Annotated in this window: 21 protein-coding genes; 4 read left to right on the top strand and 17 right to left on the bottom strand. The window is 39.4% G+C overall.

The window, feature by feature from the left end:
* Nucleotides 1–166: 166 nt before the first annotated feature.
* The 9 genes from FZF09_RS10410 to pulA all read right to left on the bottom strand — a co-directional run bounded on the left by FZF09_RS10410 (nucleotide 167) and on the right by pulA (nucleotide 9742).
* Nucleotides 167–352: a hypothetical protein gene (locus FZF09_RS10410; protein WP_158736539.1), complete on the bottom strand. Its 186-nt coding sequence runs from the start codon at nucleotides 350–352 to the stop codon at nucleotides 167–169.
* Between the two features lie 3 nt (nucleotides 353–355).
* Nucleotides 356–1588 carry a Ger(x)C family spore germination protein gene (locus FZF09_RS10405; protein ID WP_158736538.1) on the bottom strand — a complete coding sequence of 411 codons (1233 nt, stop codon included), beginning with the start codon at nucleotides 1586–1588 and terminating at the stop codon, nucleotides 356–358.
* Nucleotides 1589–2680, bottom strand: a complete 1092-nt coding sequence (locus FZF09_RS10400; protein ID WP_158736537.1) for a GerAB/ArcD/ProY family transporter — start codon at nucleotides 2678–2680, stop codon at nucleotides 1589–1591. It abuts the gene before it with no gap.
* Nucleotides 2680–4260 (bottom strand): spore germination protein, encoded by a 1581-nt coding sequence (locus FZF09_RS10395; protein WP_158736536.1) that lies wholly within the window; start codon nucleotides 4258–4260, stop codon nucleotides 2680–2682. The genes FZF09_RS10400 and FZF09_RS10395 overlap by 1 nt, the downstream gene beginning before the upstream one ends.
* 384 nt (nucleotides 4261–4644) lie before the next feature.
* On the bottom strand, nucleotides 4645–5481 hold the full coding sequence (locus FZF09_RS10390) for a YtnP family quorum-quenching lactonase (RefSeq protein ID WP_158736535.1): 837 nt from the start codon (nucleotides 5479–5481) through the stop codon (nucleotides 4645–4647).
* Between the two features lie 179 nt (nucleotides 5482–5660).
* Nucleotides 5661–6305 carry a tRNA (guanosine(46)-N7)-methyltransferase TrmB gene (trmB, locus tag FZF09_RS10385; protein WP_158736534.1) on the bottom strand — a complete coding sequence of 215 codons (645 nt, stop codon included), beginning with the start codon at nucleotides 6303–6305 and terminating at the stop codon, nucleotides 5661–5663.
* 10 nt (nucleotides 6306–6315) lie between these two features.
* Complete coding sequence (locus FZF09_RS10380) at nucleotides 6316–6579, bottom strand: hypothetical protein (RefSeq protein WP_158736533.1); 264 nt, start codon at nucleotides 6577–6579, stop codon at nucleotides 6316–6318.
* A 34-nt stretch (nucleotides 6580–6613) separates the two neighbouring features.
* Nucleotides 6614–7435 carry a phosphotransferase gene (locus tag FZF09_RS10375; RefSeq protein WP_370514450.1) on the bottom strand — a complete coding sequence of 274 codons (822 nt, stop codon included), beginning with the start codon at nucleotides 7433–7435 and terminating at the stop codon, nucleotides 6614–6616.
* A gap of 156 nt (nucleotides 7436–7591) precedes the next feature.
* Nucleotides 7592–9742, bottom strand: a complete 2151-nt coding sequence (pulA, locus tag FZF09_RS10370; protein ID WP_158736532.1) for a type I pullulanase — start codon at nucleotides 9740–9742, stop codon at nucleotides 7592–7594.
* A 190-nt stretch (nucleotides 9743–9932) separates the two neighbouring features.
* On the opposite strand from pulA, the gene purU reads away from it, so the two are divergent.
* Nucleotides 9933–10805: a formyltetrahydrofolate deformylase gene (gene purU, locus FZF09_RS10365; RefSeq protein WP_158736531.1), complete on the top strand. Its 873-nt coding sequence runs from the start codon at nucleotides 9933–9935 to the stop codon at nucleotides 10803–10805.
* Between the two features lie 77 nt (nucleotides 10806–10882).
* Here purU and FZF09_RS10360 read toward each other — a convergent pair whose 3' ends face one another.
* From FZF09_RS10360 to thpR, 4 genes are read right to left on the bottom strand one after another with little or no spacing between them, the layout of a single operon-like run.
* Nucleotides 10883–11830, bottom strand: a complete 948-nt coding sequence (locus FZF09_RS10360; protein ID WP_158736530.1) for an NERD domain-containing protein — start codon at nucleotides 11828–11830, stop codon at nucleotides 10883–10885.
* A gap of 31 nt (nucleotides 11831–11861) precedes the next feature.
* Complete coding sequence (locus FZF09_RS10355; RefSeq protein ID WP_158736529.1) at nucleotides 11862–12551, bottom strand: LrgB family protein; 690 nt, start codon at nucleotides 12549–12551, stop codon at nucleotides 11862–11864.
* Entirely contained in the window at nucleotides 12544–12909 is a 366-nt protein-coding gene (locus FZF09_RS10350) for a CidA/LrgA family protein (RefSeq protein ID WP_158736528.1), read from the bottom strand. Before FZF09_RS10350 ends, FZF09_RS10355 begins: the two co-directional genes overlap by 8 nt.
* A 43-nt stretch (nucleotides 12910–12952) precedes the next feature.
* Nucleotides 12953–13519: an RNA 2',3'-cyclic phosphodiesterase gene (gene thpR / locus FZF09_RS10345; protein ID WP_158736527.1), complete on the bottom strand. Its 567-nt coding sequence runs from the start codon at nucleotides 13517–13519 to the stop codon at nucleotides 12953–12955.
* A 217-nt stretch (nucleotides 13520–13736) separates the two neighbouring features.
* Between thpR and cysK the strand changes: the two genes are divergently transcribed.
* From cysK to FZF09_RS10335, 3 genes are all read left to right on the top strand, one after another.
* Nucleotides 13737–14678 carry a cysteine synthase A gene (gene cysK, locus FZF09_RS10340; protein WP_158736526.1) on the top strand — a complete coding sequence of 314 codons (942 nt, stop codon included), beginning with the start codon at nucleotides 13737–13739 and terminating at the stop codon, nucleotides 14676–14678.
* 382 nt (nucleotides 14679–15060) lie between these two features.
* The gene (locus FZF09_RS23045) at nucleotides 15061–15183 is read left to right on the top strand and encodes a hypothetical protein (RefSeq protein WP_255450486.1); all 123 of its coding nucleotides are present in this window, start codon (nucleotides 15061–15063) and stop codon (nucleotides 15181–15183) included.
* Nucleotides 15184–15698: 515 nt separating this feature from the next.
* Nucleotides 15699–15917 (top strand): DeoR family transcriptional regulator, encoded by a 219-nt coding sequence (locus FZF09_RS10335; RefSeq protein ID WP_158736525.1) that lies wholly within the window; start codon nucleotides 15699–15701, stop codon nucleotides 15915–15917.
* Nucleotides 15918–15989: 72 nt separating this feature from the next.
* On the opposite strand, the gene FZF09_RS10330 is transcribed toward FZF09_RS10335, so the two are convergent.
* The 4 genes from FZF09_RS10330 to FZF09_RS10315 form a co-directional block, all read right to left on the bottom strand.
* A complete protein-coding gene (locus FZF09_RS10330; protein ID WP_158736524.1) occupies nucleotides 15990–16724 on the bottom strand; it encodes a pseudouridine synthase in 735 nt (244 codons plus the stop codon).
* The gene (locus FZF09_RS10325; RefSeq protein ID WP_158736523.1) at nucleotides 16711–17406 is read right to left on the bottom strand and encodes a hypothetical protein; all 696 of its coding nucleotides are present in this window, start codon (nucleotides 17404–17406) and stop codon (nucleotides 16711–16713) included. Before FZF09_RS10325 ends, FZF09_RS10330 begins: the two co-directional genes overlap by 14 nt.
* Nucleotides 17407–17568: 162 nt before the next feature.
* Nucleotides 17569–18705, bottom strand: coding sequence for a putative lipid II flippase FtsW (ftsW, locus tag FZF09_RS10320; protein WP_158736522.1), 1137 nt, complete (start codon nucleotides 18703–18705; stop codon nucleotides 17569–17571).
* Nucleotides 18706–18802: 97 nt separating this feature from the next.
* Entirely contained in the window at nucleotides 18803–20428 is a 1626-nt protein-coding gene (locus FZF09_RS10315; protein WP_158736521.1) for a putative polysaccharide biosynthesis protein, read from the bottom strand.
* Between the last annotated feature and the right edge of the window lie 57 nt (nucleotides 20429–20485).

Raw genomic sequence — 20485 nt, 5'->3', positions numbered from 1 at the left:
TGGAGATTAATAATTGATATATTTGGCGGGCTTTTGTTTTGATTACATCATCTCCAAATATGGCGTTCGTTACCTCTGCTCCAGTTCGAGAGGTAGCAGGAAACAACATACAATACTAAAACGAGGGAATTGTTTGTTTACCGGAATAATAGACATCTATGTTGCTTTATCTAACTTTGTTGCAATTTTCCTCTGCTTTCTGTTGTTTGATCATTTCCTGTTTCCATGGGGGAGCGATCCATTCTGTTAAACGCTTATGAATAAAATAAAAGCCAAAGCAGATGCCCCATAAGCTTAATGCGATCCAGATGTTCTGACCATCCACAAATTCCGAAACGAGAGCCCAGTTCATGAGTTATCCCTCTTTCTGTTCTGGTTTTCCGCTAATTCCAATTCGTTCTATTTTGGTATCGATATGAAAGCGAATCGGTACATCGGAAAAAATTTTTTCTCCTTGATCCCAGTTGCGTCTTACTTTTTCGTACATTTTATAATTCTTCACCCGTATTTCATCTAATAAATTAAAAGGGTCTAACTTAAATTCTTTTTGTAATTTCTCTGTTACCTTGTTTACTTCAGTTTCTATTTCTTTTTTCATGACTTCTTCGACTTCTTTAATATACTTCGATGTTAATGGGTTCCCCCCAGGATATTGCGTTTCTCCTAAATGGCCTGTAGCCGAAATATGAATATCAAAGGATATATTGTCTCTTTTTATAGTTGGTTTAATTTTGGAATCAGCGCTGAATATTTCAAAGGCAGCAATATGCCCTTGCTTATCTGGGGCTGTAATAATACCGTTTTGGTGTTCTCCAACAATTAAATTATAGGCAATCGTCTCCTGCTCTCCTAATTCTCCTGCTAATTTGCTGAATTTCCCATCAAATAACAACGCTCCAGCCACTTTTATATCTTTATCCTTTGTTACTTTTATTTTTCGTATTATAAAGCTCGTTTCTTTTGCTATTTCATCACTTAACGTCCCAATTGCAAATGGATGGGGGATACGATTGGATCTGCTATAGTTTTCACTCACAGCTTCTATTTTCATAGCAGGAATTTCATTAAATTGGCCTTCCAGCTCAAGAAGTTGACTAGCCTCTCCTTCTGTTACAAAAAACAGCATTCTACGCCTCATTTGATGATCCCTAAGGAAAAAATCCAAAAGCCCTTCATTAAAATGATCGCTTGCTGCAATATTGTCACTAACAGCAACTAATTTTATATGATCTAAAGTGAAAGTACGCGAACTTCTAGTGGAAAAGAGTCTCAGCGCATCGAACACAGAGTGAGACACCGTTGACATGTTAAAATAAGGCTGGGATTCCGTTTCAGATTGTCCGTTTCCTCCTTGTTGTGTCGGAACTGCTACTTGTCCAGTTAAACGCACCCTGTCCGGCTCACCTTTTTTCTTCCATTCCTCATAGGTCTCCATATTTTCCGGATCCACCTCTTCGTCTGTTAAATCTAGTGCTAACCCAATTACCAGGCCTCTTTCTTCAATTTCTTGCAAATCCCAGCAACCGCTAAGGAGTAAGACGGCAATTAAACAAGGAATACCTGTTTTATAAAGGCAAGCCCTCATCATTCAAGCCACCTTTCGTATTTTAGCGATCAAGATATACACTAAAGGAATAGCAAGGAGAAAACTAAATCCGACGTACGATAAAATGCTGCGCCAGTAAAAAAACTCATCAATATTTCTAGGAGCTAAAGCAATCAAAAAATATATTGGAAGCGGCCATACCACCCAAAGCTTTCGCTTCCTATTGAACAGTTGGCTTATGCCCAAAGATACAGTGTATTGGGTTACGCTCACCACATTAAAAATCGCTAGTACCCAAATTGTCATAAACAAAGATTCTGTCCTCTCTAAAAACGCTCCCGGAAGCTGGATATCCTTCGCTAATTCAACCGTCGGATAAACAATATTCTGCACCGAAGCGAAATTAAAAACCCCTAAAGAAATAACTATAATTATCATATTTATAAGCGTAACGATTATAATGCCAGTAGATAAAGCATAGCCTGTTTTCTCCGGGGTTCGTAAAAACACAGATAAGAAATAAATGATTCCTATTCCTATAAAGATATCGAGTGAACTTTTCATCCCATTTAGGTAGGTCAAAAAGTCACCGACAAAAAAAGGACGCGCTTCCGTAAAATTGAATTCTCCTCCTGCATTGAGGACTAATATGATTCCAAGCATTCCAAAAATGATAGGAAATAGAAGCATATTGAGCCTTATGAGTACATTAATTCCTTGAACTGCTGTATAGGTTGACACGAGCAAAAAACTTCCGATAATCACTGTCGTCGGGGTTGTATCAAGCACATAAAGTTTCATAACATCGGCCACGTTGCGACTGTACAAAGCTGTTGAGATGATGAAGTATAACAAGTAAAGGAAGCAGATCGTATTATTAATAGGCTTAGTCACTATAGCCGGCCCAAAAAGAATGATGTTTTCCCCAGGGAACATGTTTATTAAATAAGCAGCAGCATAAGCAATTAAAATAAATAACAGCCCCGTTAACAGCACAGCGATCCATCCACCAAATCCATCCACCGCCGCAGTAATAGAGCGCGGTCCCGTTAAAATCCCCACGCCTAATAAAGTGGAAGCAATTAAAATAATAAGTGAACCCGTAGATAGTTTCCGGTCTTTTGTTACAAACATTAGTCTGTCTCCTTATTAGAAAGCTTCACTTTATCTTTAGGATGAAAAACCATCGGACGTCTAATTAATACTTGAATAGGCATCCGTAAAATAAAATCACGCCAGTCGTATTTCGTAAATGGGCTAAACGGAGTAAAATAATGAATACCAAAACTTTTTAAACTGAGCAAGTGGGTCATTAATAAAATAAAAAACAAAATCATTCCATACATCCCTAAAACGACCGCAAATAAAAGAACAACAAATCTAAGTATTCGCAGTGAAATAGCCAATGAGTAAGACGGGATGACGAAATTGGAAACGGCAGTCATAGCAACGACAATGACCATTAATGGATTCACAATACCAGCCGTTACAGCAGCTTCTCCTATCACAATACCGCCTATAATACCTACTGTTTGCCCCAGCGGCTTTGGAAGCCGGACCCCCGCTTCTCGTAATAGCTCCAAGGTTACTTCCATTAATAAAGCTTCGATAAAAGAAGGAAAAGGAATGCCTTCTCTTGCTCCTGCAAAGGAAAGCGCAAGATCTGTTGGCAGCAGTCCTTGATGATAGGAGGTTAAGGAAACATAGGTTGCCGGAAGAAAGACAGCAATAAATACAGATAAATAACGAAGAACTCTTAAAAATGATCCTATATACCACCGTTCATAGTAATCTTCTGGTGAGTGAACTAGCTGGCTTAGGGTAACAGGAACAATAAGCGCAAAGGGAGTACCTTCAAGGATAATTGCGATCCTTCCTTCTAATAATGCTGCTACTACTTTATCAGGCCTTTCCGTCGATTGAACTTGAGGGAAAACAGATAGAGTATTATCTTCAATAAGCTGTTCAATAAAGCCGCTGTCCGGAAGATCATCAATTTGTATGGTAGAAAGCCGGTATTGTACTTCTTCTACAATTTCCCTTCTTGCAAGTGACTCATCATAGATAACTGCTACCTTTTTTTTGGTGCGCTCGCCTTTTTCTGTTGCTTTTATCGTTAAAGAGGGGCTTTTCATTTTCGTCCGGATTAATCCCAAATTTTTCTTAAACTCTTCTGTGAAACCATCTCTCGGCCCTCTAATAAGACTTTCTTGAATCGGTTCCTCAATATTCCTCGCTGCAATGCTGGTCGTATCAATAATGATGCCTTCTTTTGACTCTTGAATTAATAAAATCGTTTTTCCAATTAGTAGTTGTTCCAAAACTTTATCTATCGAACTAGTTCCTTCTAAACGACCATTTGTCGGAATTTTATTTTTTATAAGCTTTAAAAAGTCTTTCCCCTCGTTTCCCATGGATTTTTCATCAAGAGGTGCCTCTAATAAAAGTGGTGTAAGTATATGATCTCGAATTTCTTCCGGGTCCACTAATGCATCCAAGTACATAATGACAGCCTGAACAGGTGAATCAAAAAGGGTAAACGACCGCGTTACAATATCAGAGCTATCTTGAAGGGCTGCCTTGATCGTGTCGGTATTTCTTATAAGATCTCTATCCAAATATCCACGGACCTTTTGGCTACCATTCTCTTTTTCAAGATTATCTTTTTTATTCTCTAACACTTTTCTTTCGATTCCTTTCACTAATCGCCGCATATCTATGTCTCCTTGCTAAAGCTGTCTATGTATTAGGATGAATTAAATGGAAAAAAATATTCTTTATTATAGAATCAATTGTTTATAAAAAGGCCAAAACTCCAGAGTTTATGTTTTGTATCTGTCGATGAAGTACTATTTTATAACACTATAATGGGTCGTGAATGCTGAAATTAACTAGTAGTAAGTCTTTTGGTGTTAATACACCCAGGGGGATACGGTTGTGCAGCAGCATTTAGTACGTCCTGTACGTTGAAAGCCGAAGTAGCAGGAATAAAAAAACCATCTGCTTTAGCAGACAGTTTTTTTACATTTTCAATTTTTTGGAGTATACATCTGTATTCTTTCATATTCTTCCCGTTTAGAACAAGGTAACAGTCAACTTTATTTTTCAACTGCTTTGATCTTTTCTCCTTGGCTGTTGTACTGAATAGCACGGTATTTATAATCATGATAAAACGTAAACCAGGCTTCGTTGTTATAGCCAATGTCCATAAATTTTTGTTTCACTGCAATAGAGTCCATTGGGTAATCATCAAACGCCATCACCCACAGAACGTTTTGATGAGCGTGTGTTCCCATATTATCAGCCATATGAATAACCATGGCATCCCCTTGTTCGATCGTTACCACACTTAAGCCGTTACTATGCCCGCCTACTCTGGTCAGCTTGATGCCAGGAGCAGGTTCAAATTCTTTTGCATAGGTTTCTACTTTATGCGCAGCAGCTTTCCAATTCTGCTCCCAATATGTATTGCGCGACCTAACATTAGGGTGTTTTGTTTCTTCCCATTCTGTTTCAGACACGTATATGACCGCATTTTCATAAGCAGGAACTTCTTGGTCGTTTTCCCATTTAACCAACCCGGCCGCGTGGTCAAAATGCATATGAGTCATTAACACCGCGTCTATATCAGAAGTCGTTAAGCCTAACTTTTGAAGATCCTCTTCCACGTAAGATTCTTCGGTTATGCCATAATTACGCTTTTGTTTATCAGAAAAACGGTTTTTGCCAAGTCCCGCTTCAATTAACATATTTTTTCCGTTTCCTTGAATAAGAATGGGATCACTGCGTAATTCAATTTGATTTTTATCATTCACTGGATATTTTTTGGACCACAACGCTTTAGGCACTACCCCAAACATCGCTCCCCCATCAAGATGGGTCACACCGCCTCTAAGCCAAGTTAAAGTGTATTCTCCAATGGTTAACTGTTCCATCCTACCCCTCCTATGAATCCGTTTTCATATTTTCATTGTAGCATAAATAATGGATCCTCTGTCCATCCTCAGCTATTAAAGTCTGAAAGTGATAGAGTTAGAGGATCCTAATCTGAAATCTTTTCTCCTAAACATCCCTGAAGCGTTCTCTTTTGACACAGCTCTATAAATTACGTGCGTTATATTTCTCTAAAGGATGCTTCTAGTCGGAAAATTCTTTGCCCTTTTTCTGAAAACTTTTCTTCATATTCGGTCATCACATTATCTTCATAATCACTATTGTGAAGATCCAGCGAAATGTTTTTCAATTTCATCCCATATTGGGACATACTTTCTAATGAATATTCAAAAAGACCTTGATTATCTGTTTTCATATGAATTTCTCCATGAGGGTGCAATGCTTGTTCATAGAGGGTCAAAAATGATTTATACGTAAGCCGCCTTTTTTCATGTCGTTTTTTTGGCCAAGGATCTGTAAAGTTAATGTAAAGTCTATCAATTTCTCCGCTGTTGAAATATTCCAATATATCGTTTACATCCCCATTAATAAATTTCAGATTGGTTGGCTTTGTTTCTAATACACGTTGAACTCCAGTAACCAAAACGCTCTCAAACTTCTCCACACCAACAAAATTGATATGAGGAGATTTCACACTCATATTATCTAGAAATTTCCCTTTACCTGTTCCAACTTCTACATAAAGAGGGTTATCGTTGTTAAACATTTCCTTCCATGATTTATTTTTTTGAGCTGGAGAGGAAATCACATATTGTGGATGATTTGCGATATATTCTTTCGCCCAAGGCTTGTGACGGAGTCTCATACCCACCCTCCTACGTGTCTTTATTTTTTCTAATTCTTTTAACGTCGGAGACTAGACATGGCACCCTTTGCCGAAGCTGTCTGTCCTCCTGATTAACTTGCGAATGGGCTGCTGTCTGCTGCCCTTGCTTTAAACCGATGTCTTCTATCTTATCATCACGTTCACATGATAAAGAGTCTGGGACAAATATTGCTATCGACCGTTCCTTTTTTGTTATGATCGTGCTTTCGTGTTCACCTTTAGTGATAACAAGAGCAGGTATGATATTTTTCAAGCACAGTGCTCCTTAGCTTCCTTATGAAATTGATTCAATAAGCTAATAATTGTTTCAGTTGATCGATCCATGCTTTCATCTGGTCATGCTGTCCTTTTCTCAAGTTATAGAGCACGCTGTGTAAAGCATGAGAAATTACATACCAATGCATCCTTTTTTCTAAATCCGGAGTCAATGGCAGCCCATAGTGATAAAGCCATTTTTCCCAATGTTCTCGAGGTATGTACTCGTACAATAAAAGACCGAGATCAAAAGCAGGGTCTGCGACAGTGGCCCCGTCCCAATCAATCAAGTATAATTCGTTTTTTGAATTAATCATCCAATTGTTATGATTTATATCACAATGACATACAACCATACGAGGCGGAGTCACTTCATGGCGGTGCAGCGACAAATAATCAACGGCCTCTTGTAATAAGGAATACGAGGTGCCTGAAGCTAACAATTGGTTTTGCAGACATTCTGTTATAGTAGTCGGAGTAAGAGGCTCATTCCCAATCCTTTTAAACATATCAAGCAGTTCACTTGAACAATGGATCTTACTCAATAATTGTGCAACGTCTGAACGATCCATATCAGAAGAACCAAGTTCCCGCCCGTGCACCCAACGCTGAGCGGTGATTACATCGCCATTTTCTAAACGTTTTGTCCATAAAAGCTTAGGAACAATCCCTTCTGCAGAAAGCACTGCAAGAAAAGGAGAGGAATTGCGCTTTAAGAACAGCTTTTTTTCTCCTGCCCGTGCAATATAAGCTTCACCCGTTGATCCTCCAGCGGGTTCAACCTTCCAATCTTCTCCTAATAGCAATTCCAATAGTTTCACCCTCGTTTTTGTAGAATGTTCATAATAGTTCATGACGTAATCCTTTTCCGTTATATTGCCGCAATGGTTTTCTAGCATACTCTCTACCTTCACAAAATTGCGGTTATGATATGATGGATCGTACAGCCCAGTTAGTTGGCTCATATTGTAACGTAGAACTAAGCAGAGCCTGTCAAAAGCGACTCTGCTTTATTTATATAAAATCATGGCACTAATTGGCCTAACCTCTATCCTATTAGAGTGAATCGCTTTTAATGGTATCAAAGAAGCTCTTTCATCGTCAACGATTACTTGATAGCTTCCAGCATCCGGTAATTGAACTGCTGCGGTTTGTCTTGAAGCATTGAATATTACATACAAATTTTTTGATTCATGTTCATTTAGATTTTTGTGGAGTTTAAAAAATAACATATCTTTTGGAGCTTCAAGCTGCTCAAACCTATTGCTGATTTCCGCTGGTTTCTGAAGACGAAATGCTTCAAAACGTTTACGGATTTGTATTAAACCTTTCACATATTCTATGTTGGAATGAAAAAGTTCCCTCCTTTCCCAATCGATTTGGTTGATCCAGACCGGTGCATTATAGCTATTTTCCACGCCAAATTTTGTCCTGAAAAATTCCTGACCTGCATGTAAAAATGGAATACCTTGAGCAGTAAGCACCATTGCTGTTGCTAACCGGTGCATCTTTATTCGCTCCTCTTTTGAAAAACCATCTTTTCGCTTTAGTTGATCCCAAAGCGTATAATTATCATGACATTCCACATAATTAATAGTCTGTGAAGCATCCACGAATATACCTTCTTTTTGTCTTGAAGACCAATCGATCGACCCTCTCATATAAAAAGCAAGGTTATCTATATTTTCAGAGCGTTGATTTGCATGAATAAATCCATTTCTACCTGACAGGTCACCTTTCACGGCATCTCTAAAGCGATCATTAAAGAATCCTATTTTTTTTCCTAATTGTGCAGCTTGTTCTATGGTAGCTTTTTGATTTTCCTCAAGAGGCGTATGCATATTCCAGCCTTCTCCATATAATAAAAGAGATGGATTTTTCTGATGGAGGGTCAAAGCTGCTTCTTTCATTGTATGAACATCGTGAATTCCCATTAAATCAAATCGAAAACCATCCACTTTATAATAGTTCAGCCAATGCAGCAAACAATCTATGATATATTTTTTCATCATTGTTCGTTCAGATGCTGTATCGTTTCCCACCCCTGTACCATTAGATGGAAGGTCATCATTTCCATAGCGAAAATAATAACCCGGGACAAGTTTTTCTAGCGAAGCACTTTCTCTTATATAAAAATGATTAAATACTACATCCAATACGACCCTGAATCCTTCACGATGAAGTGTATCTATTAATTGACGGAGTTCAATAATTCTCGCTTCCGGATGACTCTTATTTACAGCATAACTTCCTTCCGGTACAAAATGCTGAATGGGATCATATCCCCAATTGTAAACAGGAGAATCCTTTAATTCATCAACACTGCCAAAATCTTGGACAGGAAGAAGCTGAATGTGAGTTACTCCCATTTCTTTTAAATAGGGAATCGTTGTCGAAAATCCTTCAGGAGTCTTTCCTTTCTCCGTCCAACCTAAATATTTTCCCTTGTCTCTGACCCCGCTGTGTAAATGAGCCGTAAAATCCCGCACATGCACCTCATAAATAATGGCGTCTGTTTTTCGGACCATGGGAGGCGGCTGAACAGGGTTTCTTGTTTCATCCTCTAATTTCTCCCAATTTATAACTACTGAATGCTGGCCGTTAAGAGTGGATGATGAAGCATATGGATCCAATGACTCCTGCCACATTCCGTTAACAAAAACTTTATAAGTGTAACGAAGTCCGTGTTGACAGCCAGGTAATTTTATCCGCCACACTCCTCTTTCCGAGCGCTGCATTGGAATGGAATCTTTTGCATTGGTTTTGGCTGGTTCATAAATGATTAGCCTTACTTCTTCTGCTGTCGGCGCCCAGACTGCAAAATGAGCTGAATTATCTGTGCAGACAGCGCCTAAATCGGTTCCGCTGTAAGCATACAATTCATCAAACAAAGGCGAGCGAACCGCTTTTCCTGATAGTAAATGAGCAGATTGTTTGGCAGGACCCCTCACCTCATACCGTTTTCCAGCTAAAAACGGTTTTTCTACTTGAAAAATTAAAACTCCATCAGAAAAAGTGGAAGTGGTGACAATATCTGCTTCTTTGTCCTTTTCTTTTCTTATGATTTTCCATTCGTTTATAGACGGTGTAACAGGCCCTTTGACTTTAGCAGTATATAAATCTTCCATCCAAGCTACTAGTGTGCTCCCTTTTGGTTCCATCTCCAGCCTCCAGCATCCGAATATTTATGAGTGAACATCTTTTTTTTCTTGCTAAGTAGTGATATAGTTAATTCCGTTGTCCTCTAGGGTTAGAGGATTCTCCCTTTACCTACATACGCCGAGCAATCTTATGAAAGTTGCGGCGTGCAATTATATGAAGACTACGTTAAGAAATCGGAGGAAACTTACAATGAAACGTACGAAAACATTAAATCGGGCAAGACTGCTTATATCTTGTTCTGACCAACCCGGAATAGTCGCAGCCGTATCTGATTTTTTACATCAAAAAGGTGCTAATATTGTTCAATCAGATCAGTATAGTACGGACCCTGAAGGCGGTATGTTCTTTATGCGTATTGAATTTGACCTGTCTTCATTTGATGAACGTTTTTCCACGGTAGAAAAAGAGTTTCCCGCTATCGCAGAACATTTTGGAATCAGCTGGCGGTTAGAGAGCGAACGAAAAACAAAAAAAATGGCTATGTTTGTATCAAAAGAAGATCATTGTTTACTTGAACTGCTTTGGCGCTGGCGCTCCGGTGAATTAGATGTCGAAATTCCTGTGGTCATCAGCAATCACGAGGATTTAAGAGACATCGTTGAAAGTTATGGCATTTCCTTTCATTATATTCCCGTCTCTAAAGAAACAAAACAAAAAGCAGAAGCGGACGCTGCATCTTTGTTAAGAGATTATCATATTGATTTCATTGTTCTGGCACGTTATATGCAAATTCTCTCACCAGATTTTGTAAAATCATTTGAACATCGAATTATTAATATTCATCACTCTTTTTTGCCTGCTTTTATTGGGGCCAATCCCTATAAAAAAGCATTTGAACGCGGGGTGAAATTAATTGGAGCTACTGCTCATTACGTGACGAATGATTTGGATGAAGGACCAATCATTGAACAAGAAGTTCTTCGCGTCAACCACCGTTACGACACGAATGATTTAAAAATAGCCGGCCGTAACGTAGAAAAAATAGCTTTGGCTAGAGCTGTAGAATGGCATATAAACGACAAAGTCCTCGTTTATAAAAACAAAACGATTGTATTTAACTAGAAGAACATGCCCAAGATTCAAGTGATGAACAGCTTCATATTGGATAACAGCCCTGCTCTCTTATTCCGTTTGCAGGGCTAAATTTCTTCATTGTTATCAAACAAATCTTTGCGCCGAAAAGAAGTCGTTACCGTATGCTGCAACAGTAAATCAGCTGTCTCAAGCTGATTTTTTTTTACTGGCGACGGATGCCTTTTCATTTTCTCCAGCCATTCCTCATGGTTTCTTTTATCGACCATTTCTACTTTCATTCCAGCTGCACGGTGATCTATAATCGCTGCTGGAGTTAACACGACTCGGTTCAATTTCATGTTGAGATTTTTATTTTGTAAGATGTCTCGAGCGATAGCAGTCATGCGGTTCAAAGGTATTACGGGACTTACTCGTCTGTTTCGGCTTCCGTCTACATACTCGTTCCAAAATCTTCCTGAAGATGTTTCAAATACACTAGTTTGTTTTCCCTCTAAAGTGGTGATGAAATAAACATCTGTCGGGCTGATTAAAATAATATCCATTTCCACAGGAGCTTTGCCAATGGAGAAAACAGGATAGTACAATACCAAATAGTTATCAGGAAATTCACGCAAAAAATAGCGCAGCTTCTGGTCGTATTTATATTTTGGATTCATCCTGGATTCTTCAAAAAGAGATGAGCTCGCCCACTGCAGCTGAGCCTGAAACAGATCCTCGTAAAATATTTCTTTTAACTCTTCCATCGATTTCCCTTTATAAAAAGCAGCAGGACCTTCTCTTTCTTCCTCTACGATTTCCTCTTGTATTCGATTTTTTCCAGACAAATGCTTCAGCCGGTGGAGGGCAGCTGCAAAAAAACCGTTATCAGCTTCCTCAAACCAATTATCAAACTCACCGTATTCATTTCCTTTTTCCCGTCGATTCACTCGTATCCATTCTTTTTTAATATGGAGCCAGCGTTCTTTTTTTAAACGTGTAAATTGACTTGGATACCTCTGAATATCATGTTGATATCTTGACGTATAATCTTCTACTTTTAGTAAATGGGCCACTTCTTCACCCCTTTTCCAGTTTAAGAGTTTTTTAGAAAAATAGAAGTGCCAGCAATGGAATAATGATGGAGACTATCACGGCACTTAGTGTCATTGCCACAGAACTGGCCGCACCTTCTATTTCACTATTTTCCAGAGCTTTGGCTGTGCCTATTGCATGAGAGGCACTTCCTATGCCTATACCTTTAGCAAGAACATGATTGATTTTGCAGCATTTAAAAAGATAAGGAGCGGTCACTACGCCCCCAATACCTGCTACCATTACAAAAACAGCGGCAAGTGGAGGCGGCCCTCCTATTGACGCGGCTACCTCCATAGCGACGGGCGTAGTAACAGATTTAGGCAGCACCGATGCGATAAGTGCTTGCTCAACTCCCGCGAGCCGGGATAAATAATATCCAGATAGTACCCCGGCAAATGCGCCAACAGTTACGCTAACAAGAAGAGGAAAAAAATACATTTTTAACATTTTTCTTTGTTTATATAAAGGATAAGCAAGCGCGACCACCGCAGGTCCCAGCAAGTGCTCGATCCATCTGCCGCCCAGCATGTATGTATCATAAGAAATCCCAGTACCCAGTAAAACCACAATAATAACAACCGTTCCAGTCACAATAGGGAGCGTAATGGGATAAGAAAAACGCTGATAAAACTTACGTGCGCCAATATAAACCAATACTGTACCTGCTGCAGCCAATATTGCAGCTGCCCAATCAGTCATGCTGTTCCCTCCTTTTTGCAAAAATCTGTGCAGTCATTCCAGAAACAGCCATCACAAACAGCGTGCTGGTAAAAGCAATGGCTACAAGCCATAAACCAGACCCAGAAAATAATTCTAAGTATACAATCGTTCCTGCCGTAACTGGTAAAAACAATAACGGCATATGTGACAGCACCAAACTCGTTCCCATCGCTATCCATTTTGGTTTAATCAGTTTTGTATAAAACAGGCTCAATAACAAAAGCATGCCAATAATACTGCCTGGTATCACTAGATTAAACCATTCTTGAATCCACACACCTGCATAATAAAAAAAGTATAATATCATAATGTGCATAATTATTCGAATGACATCCATTTTTTGGTCTCCACTCCTTAAGGAAACACAGGAAGCCTTATCTTTATTTATCGGCTCTCAGTGTAAATGTTTCCACTCTTTCGTATTTTGGTAAGCGGTCTAAATGAGTTCTATAGATAACAAATTCTTTGGCGGTCCAAGAAACGGCTGGTATAGAAGACAACCGTTTTACTGTATGTTGAAATGATTCTTTACTGTTCCATTTTCTTGCTACCGTGATGTGGGGCTTGTATGGCCGTTTTTCTGACGCAAAACCAATCGCATCACAATCATTAGAAACGTCTCTTTGTAAGTGATATAATGCATGGGGACCCTCTGCTCCGATCCAAAAAATACGTGGTTCAGCAGGTTTACCAAACCAGCCGGCTTCTGTAATATCCAAGGAAAAACATGAATGGTTTAAGGAAAGGTGTTCCATGTTTTCCGACACTTTCTGAATCTGCCTGTTATTAGCACCACCTAAGAAAAAGAGAGTGATATGATAATCGGCAGGATGTACCCATTTTTTAAAAGGAAGCTCATGTTTGACTTCTTTTTTCCAAGCATCTATATGATCTTTTATCTCCTGCGGCAGAAGAAGTGCAATAAAATAATGAGGGTTAAGTGCCACAATATCCCTTCCTTTTTTGAGTTATTGTTTCCTTTTACACGTTTACCAATTCCATTCTATCTAATGTTGAAACACTTTGCTAAAAAATTGAACAGATGCAGCCGTTTTGCTTGTACTGTTTCCCTATAAATTTTTACCCTTTGCTAACAGTCTAAAAATACGTGTGTTAAGATAAAATTTAAAAGTGATTAGGAATAAATAAAGGAAGTGACCATATATGCAAGTAGTAAATAATATGTCAGATCTTGTAGGACAAACGCCACTAGTAAAATTAAATCGTCTCCCTGATCCAAATGGAGCAGCCGTTTATCTTAAATTAGAATTTCAAAACCCCAGCGGCAGTGTCAAAGATAGAGCAGCCAAAAATATGATTGTTCAAGCCGAAAAAGAAGGCCAGCTCACTCCAGAATCTGTCATCATCGAACCAACCTCCGGAAACACGGGAATTGGACTGGCTATGAACGCATCTGCTCGCGGCTACCGCTCCATCTTAGTCATGCCAGATTCCATGTCAAACGAAAGAATTAATTTACTTAAAGCGTACGGAGCAGAAGTAGAACTTACACCTGGAAATAAAAAAATGCCCGGGGCCATTGAACGTGCTCATGAACTTGTAAAAGAAATTCCAAACAGCTTTATGCCGATGCAATTTGAAAATGAAGCAAACCCTGACGCGCACCGTAAGACGACCGCTTTAGAAATTAAAGAAGCAATGGATGAGATCGGCAAACCGCTTGGTGCTTTTGTTGCAGCCTCAGGGACAGGCGGAACCGTTACCGGAACCGGGGAAGAACTTAAAAAGTATTATCCAAATCTTCCTGTATTTGTAGTAGAGCCATATGGATCTCCTGTACTGTCAGGCGGAAAGCCCGGCCCGCATAAACTGGTTGGAACAAGTCCAGGTTTTATTCCACCTGTATTAAATCAAGATGTCTACAATAAGATTTATAAAATCACGGACGAAGATGCTTATGAAGCTACACGCGGTCTGGCAAGAGAGGAAGGGATTTTGGTCGGTCCTTCATCTGGTGCAGCTTGCTTTGCGGCAATGGAAACAGCCAAACACATGTCACCTAGCGAAGCTGTAGTAGCCATTGCCTGTGATACCGGCGAACGTTATCTATCGACCGACCTTTTTGACTTTGAAAGTGAACAATAGAACAAGCCAATACAGCTGTCTCAACAGGCATGAGACGGCTGTTTTGATATGACCAGCTAAGACATACTCTCCTTCATTATCTCATAGGAACAGTTACATTTCATAAGAAAAGCGCAAGCGCCCTGGTCAGCACCGACAGGTTCTGGAGCTTTCGCGCAGGATCGCCTGCGGCCCGGAGTCGAAAGGGAAGACATCAGACGTTCAGCTTATTTTAATGAACTTCTACTAAGATCGCACACGTCGACGTATAGGATGTGCGAATGTCGCCAATGCCACAGGACGTGGCGTTTTGGCGACGAGTGTGCAACGTAGAAATCACCACATCGTGTGGAAGGACGTCCTGTGACAACGCTGAACTGGCTTGCACAGGAGGTGTTGACTTTTGCGTTGCGACAGGACGTTCGCGGTTTTAGCAAAAGTTCCTCTTTATCGTGTGCGCCTGAGCGGCTGGGCGCTGAAGCTAGACATCAAAAACGCCACATATTTATCATTTCTTACCTTTTAAAAAATAGCTGCTCCGCATTTGTGATTGTGAGAGATCAGCTTTACCATTTTATTTTTTTACAAAAAATTGATTTTTTTTACAATATCAATAGATCATTTACGTTTTCCTTCCCGAGGGAAGGATCACAGTGCTAAAGTCTCTTAAAAATCCTTTATTCTTGGGATAAAAAGAATGTTCTTTTTATCTATTTTTGTTAAGTTTATTTTCTTCGTTTCTCTTTTTCCTTAACTTTACTCGATTTCAAAATCCTGTGCTTTGCTAATTGTTTGAAATTATTGTACAATACGAATTAATAAATGGGGCCATTGATAGGTTAAAAATTATTATAAGTTGTATCATTTCCACTCTGGCTATTCATACTATTAAATACAGCACCATTCCTTTATACATTTTGAATTGTTTGCTGAATCGTGTACCTGTCAATGTTATTTCATGCAGTCCATACAGATTTAAGCCCCGGGAGTATCGTTTCATAACAATACTTCACCTATCAATTATTGCTAAGGAGTGGTTTTTTGAGGACTTCAACCGACCGAATGATCACCCGAGTAAAATCCATTTACCTTTATATTAAAGAGAAAGGAACGGTGACAACAAGGGAACTGGTTGACGAATTCGGAATCACCCAGCGTACGATTCAGCGCGATCTGAACGTCCTGGAATACAATCACCTCGTGCATAGTCCGTCAAGGGGGAAATGGACAACAACTAGGAAAAAAGTAAAAGCATCTTAAAAGAATAATGAAACAAAAGACGAAGAGCTGTTCCAAATTCGGACAGCTCTTTGATATGTTTAGATCCTGCTATTAAGTAACCCCTTCGTTTTTTGTATATGCTTCTTGAAGCAGCTCTTTTACTTCTTTCTCGGTCATATCTCTATATTCACCAGGTTCAAGTGTTTCATCGAGTGTAAGACTTCCAATAGAAATCCTTTTTAAAAACAACACTTTCTTTCCGACCGCTTCAAACATTCTTTTTACTTGATGAAATTTACCTTCTGTAATCGTTAAAGAAATTTCAGTGGCTGCATGTTCTTTTACTTGTAGATCAGCCGGTTTCGTATGATACCCATCTTCAAGAACCACTCCTTTTGAGAAAGCCGAAATATCTTCTTCTGTCACTTCTTGATCGATAATAGCTTCATACGTTTTCGTAACTCCTTTTTTAGGGGATGTTAACGCATGTGCAAATTTACCGTCATTCGTTAGAAGCAGCAGTCCTTCTGTATCTTTATCTAAACGCCCTACAGGAAAAGGCTCCCGCACCGCATCTTCAAATTCTAATATATCAAGTACCGTTTCATGTATTTCATCTACCGTTGCTGAAATAACTCCTTGCGGTTTATTCATTAACAGATAGATAAATTCTCTATATTCCAGCACCTCCCCTAAAACGATAACTTCTTCGGCATCTGGATCTACTTGTGCTGCTCCGCTTTTGACTTTTTGACCACCAATTTCTACTGCCCCTTGTTTCAAGAGCTTTTTTACTTCTTTTCGACTGCCGTATCCTGTATTAGCCAATAATTTATCTATTCTCATTTTCTTCGTCCCCTTTACGATGTTCCATTTGCTTAAGCACCTGCCTGGCAAACGCACCGTGTGTACCTTCTAAATGAGCATGAAGGACCCCTGCTGGTATTTGAGCAAATACTGCCTTTTGTATAGGTTTCGACACTCCTGCTTTTTCTAAACGTTCTTCTAGTTGCACCGCAAGCTTCATCGTTTCTTCAACAGCTATCTGGTTTGCTGTTTTCACCATATCTTCGGTACCAACTTTTACGTTAAACGCATCCCCCAGCCACGACTCTAGTGTGGTACGTTCCTTCTTAACGTTGTCAGGCACAACAAATGTCCCCCCGCTTTTATCCCGAACTGCCTGATTCGCATGTCCTGCAAACTTAGCCGGAATGATATGATGATAAGGCACCGTTTCTTTAAGTTTGTTTGCATATAAGTTTGTTGCTGTATGAAATATAACAGTGTTTGACTGAAACAAATGGGCGAATTTTCTCAAAAAAGAAATACATCCCTCTGGCGGCAAAGCAAGAAATACATTGGTAAACCTATGAAAATGTTCAGGAGAACAGTATTGAATCCGTTCATCTTTCCTTGCAGCTGCATGGACTTTTTCAGCCGTTCGATTGTAAATGTTAAATACTTGCTGCTGCTGATTTAAAGTAATAATCATTTTAACAAGTTTTCCATAACCGGCTACTAACATGTATTACTGCTCCTTCCAAACATAAACTCGGCTCACCGCCAGGTCCAAATGGCGAAAGTCGTAGTTTTTCTTATACTTCATTCCTTTAGCAAAGTTAAACTTTCTTAAATTATAAAAGGGAAAAACGCTGCCCTTATGGAATGGGACAACGTTCCTTATTCATTAAGCTGCCTCTGTTTTTACTTTTGACTTTTTTTCGATTTTATTTACTCTAGATATATTTGCTAATATACCAATAGCTGATAGAGATACGAGCAGCGAAGATCCTCCATAACTCACAAATGGGAATGGCAGACCTGTAATTGGCAGTAACCCTGTCGCGGCCCCGGCATTTACCACTGCTTGAGAAACCAATTGAAACACGAGACCAAATGCAAGCAATGTACCAAACGTATGGGTACTGCGTGCCCCGATAAGTACCCCGCGCCATGCAATAATCGTTAAACAAACCAATACAAATCCTATCCCTAAAAAACCAAGTTCTTCTGAGATAACAGCCAAAATAAAATCCGTATGCGGTTCCGGTAAAAAATGCATTTTCTGTACGCTTTGCCCCAAACCTACACCTGTTAGTCCTCCATGAGCAAAAGCAACATAGGCTTGGATAAGCTGATACCCGCCGCCAGCTGCTTCTGCCATTTCAAATGGGTCTTGAAAAGCGGTTAAGCGTTGTATTCGATATGGTTCACTAATCGCAAAATAGCTGATAACAGAAAAAGAAAGTCCTGCAAGAACGGCAAGATGCCTCATCTTTGCTCCTGATAAAAATACAATTATACCTGAAGTCATCAGAATAGCCGCTGCTGTTCCAAGGTCTGGCTGAAGCATAATTAATGAAAAAATGAAAACGACAGCAACGAGTGGTGGGATTACACCACTAATAAATTTATTAATATAGGCTTGTTTTTGAGAATATACTTGAGCTAAATAAATAATAACGGCAAGTTTTACAAATTCTGCGGGCTGAATACTAAATGAGCCAAATGCAATCCAGCTTTTTGCCCCATTTACTTCCCGCCCGACTACGAGTACTAACAAAAGAATGAAGACGGAACCAAGAAGAAAGACTGGAGACAGTTTTTTTAAATAAGAATACCGAAAATGCATAAAGAATAAAAGCAACATGCTCCCTGTTCCAAACCATATAAGCTGCCTCACAAAAAAATAAGAAGGATTTTCATAGAGATCAATGGCAAGAGGAAAACTGGCACTGTAAATCATAATGATTCCAAACAAGCTTAGAAATATTGCTGCTCCAATCAACCACCAATCATAATCTTTGTATCGTTTACGTATCATGGTTCCTCCCGGTAAAAGGGGATAATTTATTTGCTTAATAGTTGTTATATTATACCACCATGCCCGTCTAGAAAAAAGAGGATATAGAAGCGTTTCATTAATTTGGTTTTTTTAGTATAGAAAACCGTTCTCCAAGTACAATACCAGCAAGGCCGCTTTTTACGCTTAAAATGAAGTATAAGCCAGCTCCTGCAATAACACTAAATAATTCTACAAACAAGGCATTTCTCCACGAAGTCAGTGGAAACAACGTTAATGCTCCTTCTTTCACAATGAGTACGGCAGCTGTCATGCATACGGTAAAAAATATAATCAACACTGCACGTTTCAGAATTTTCCCGTATTGAAAAGCAGCAAATTTTCCAATTGCCCAACCATTAAAAGCTGTAGCAGCGCCAAAACCTGCAATCGTACTAATACTCCCCCCGATAGGCCCCATCGTATAGAGAAAAGCATAGGCTGTTACCCCCTTTATCGCTAACCCTATCACGAGCGAAAAAACAGCATAGCGCTGGCGGTTTATACCTTGCAAAATCGCAGCAGTAACCGAAAATAATGAAAATAACACAGCCGCAGGGGCGTAATAACGAAGAACATACCCTCCTATTTTCACATCTTCCAATCCAAACAAAACAGCAAAAGTTGGATAGGCCAATATAAATAAGCCAGCGGCTGCAGGGATAGAAAGAAATAATATCACTTGATACGTTTGGGTGATTTGGCGTTGTAACAATGGTTTATCTTGATTAGTAAACGAATTAGTGATCGTCGGGATTAATGTAACAGACATCGCTGTCGCAATAGCCACTGGGATTAATATAAGTTTATGAGCAGATCCTGCAAACGCACCATACGCTGTTTCTGCTTCTCCCTGAGAATACTGTTCACTTGCCATTAAAGCATTGTTAAAAGTGAACAAATCCACCATTTGAAAAAGGGGGATAGCCAAACCAACAAAAGAAAGCGGCAGTGCATAGGAAATCAGTTCTTTGTACATGGAAGGCAGCGTAATATTATAGTCAACAGTGCTTTCCTCTGCTTCCTTTTGGATCAAGGATTTTCGCTTTTTCCAGTAGAGCAGCAGCACCGCTAGTGCTCCTAGTCCTCCGATAAAGGCCCCGAATGTGGCAAACCCAATTGCTGTTCCAAGTTCACCTTCCCATATGTATAAAATGGCAAAAGCCATCGTCAAAATAAAGATAATACGAACAATTTGTTCAACCACTTGGGAGACCGCAGTAGGCCCCATGGATTGAAACCCTTGAAAATAGCCGCGAAACACAGACATTGCTGGAATAAGAAGCAATGCTACACTAACCATCCGAATCGTGAACACAACATCTGCTATCGAGTTTCCATTTAAGTCATCGGGGTTTGAAATAATCCAGCCTGCTATTACTGGCGCTAGTAAAAACAATAGTAAAAACGCAATAAATCCTGTAATCGTCATAAAAAAGAGACCGGAACGAAACAAACGCTGGCCTGTCCTGAAATCACCTAAAGCGTTATATTTTGACACGAATTTTGAAACCGCCATTGGCACGCCCAATGTCGCTAAACTTAACAAAATCGTGTAGGGCTGGTACCCATATTGATATAAAGCTAAACCCTGCTGTCCCACCATGGCTACAAAAGGGAAAATATATATCATTCCGAGAAATTTTGATAAAAACGTGGCAACCGATAATATCATCGTACCCCGTAAAAATTTTGAATCAGACATACCTTCATCTCCAATAATCATTCCGTCATTAACAAACGTGATCGCTTCTAAGAAATT

The organism is Alteribacillus sp. YIM 98480, assembly GCF_009765375.1.
GTDB lineage: Bacteria > Bacillota > Bacilli > Bacillales > Marinococcaceae > Alteribacillus.
Note: the sequence above shows the minus strand (reverse complement) of the source record. Positions and strands in the feature narration are given on the sequence as shown.

Excerpts from the sequence above, each read along its gene's own strand:
- FZF09_RS10355 (WP_158736529.1), bottom strand. The coding sequence starts at position 12,551 with ATGACTGATTGGGCAGCTGCAATATTGGCTGCAGCAGGTACAGTATTG.
- FZF09_RS10330 (WP_158736524.1), bottom strand. The coding sequence starts at position 16,724 with ATGAGAATAGATAAATTATTGGCTAATACAGGATACGGCAGTCGAAAA.
- FZF09_RS10405 (WP_158736538.1), bottom strand. The coding sequence starts at position 1,588 with ATGATGAGGGCTTGCCTTTATAAAACAGGTATTCCTTGTTTAATTGCC.
- FZF09_RS10325 (WP_158736523.1), bottom strand. The coding sequence starts at position 17,406 with ATGTTAGTAGCCGGTTATGGAAAACTTGTTAAAATGATTATTACTTTA.
- cysK (WP_158736526.1), top strand. The coding sequence starts at position 13,737 with ATGCAAGTAGTAAATAATATGTCAGATCTTGTAGGACAAACGCCACTA.
- FZF09_RS10395 (WP_158736536.1), bottom strand. The coding sequence starts at position 4,260 with ATGCGGCGATTAGTGAAAGGAATCGAAAGAAAAGTGTTAGAGAATAAA.
- FZF09_RS10400 (WP_158736537.1), bottom strand. The coding sequence starts at position 2,680 with ATGTTTGTAACAAAAGACCGGAAACTATCTACGGGTTCACTTATTATT.
- FZF09_RS10315 (WP_158736521.1), bottom strand. The coding sequence starts at position 20,428 with ATGTCTGATTCAAAATTTTTACGGGGTACGATGATATTATCGGTTGCC.
- ftsW (WP_158736522.1), bottom strand. The coding sequence starts at position 18,705 with ATGATACGTAAACGATACAAAGATTATGATTGGTGGTTGATTGGAGCA.
- pulA (WP_158736532.1), bottom strand. The coding sequence starts at position 9,742 with ATGGAACCAAAAGGGAGCACACTAGTAGCTTGGATGGAAGATTTATAT.
- FZF09_RS10410 (WP_158736539.1), bottom strand. The coding sequence starts at position 352 with ATGAACTGGGCTCTCGTTTCGGAATTTGTGGATGGTCAGAACATCTGG.
- FZF09_RS10375 (WP_370514450.1), bottom strand. The coding sequence starts at position 7,435 with ATGAACTATTATGAACATTCTACAAAAACGAGGGTGAAACTATTGGAA.
- FZF09_RS10350 (WP_158736528.1), bottom strand. The coding sequence starts at position 12,909 with ATGGATGTCATTCGAATAATTATGCACATTATGATATTATACTTTTTT.
- FZF09_RS10390 (WP_158736535.1), bottom strand. The coding sequence starts at position 5,481 with ATGGAACAGTTAACCATTGGAGAATACACTTTAACTTGGCTTAGAGGC.
- purU (WP_158736531.1), top strand. The coding sequence starts at position 9,933 with ATGAAACGTACGAAAACATTAAATCGGGCAAGACTGCTTATATCTTGT.
- trmB (WP_158736534.1), bottom strand. The coding sequence starts at position 6,305 with ATGAGACTCCGTCACAAGCCTTGGGCGAAAGAATATATCGCAAATCAT.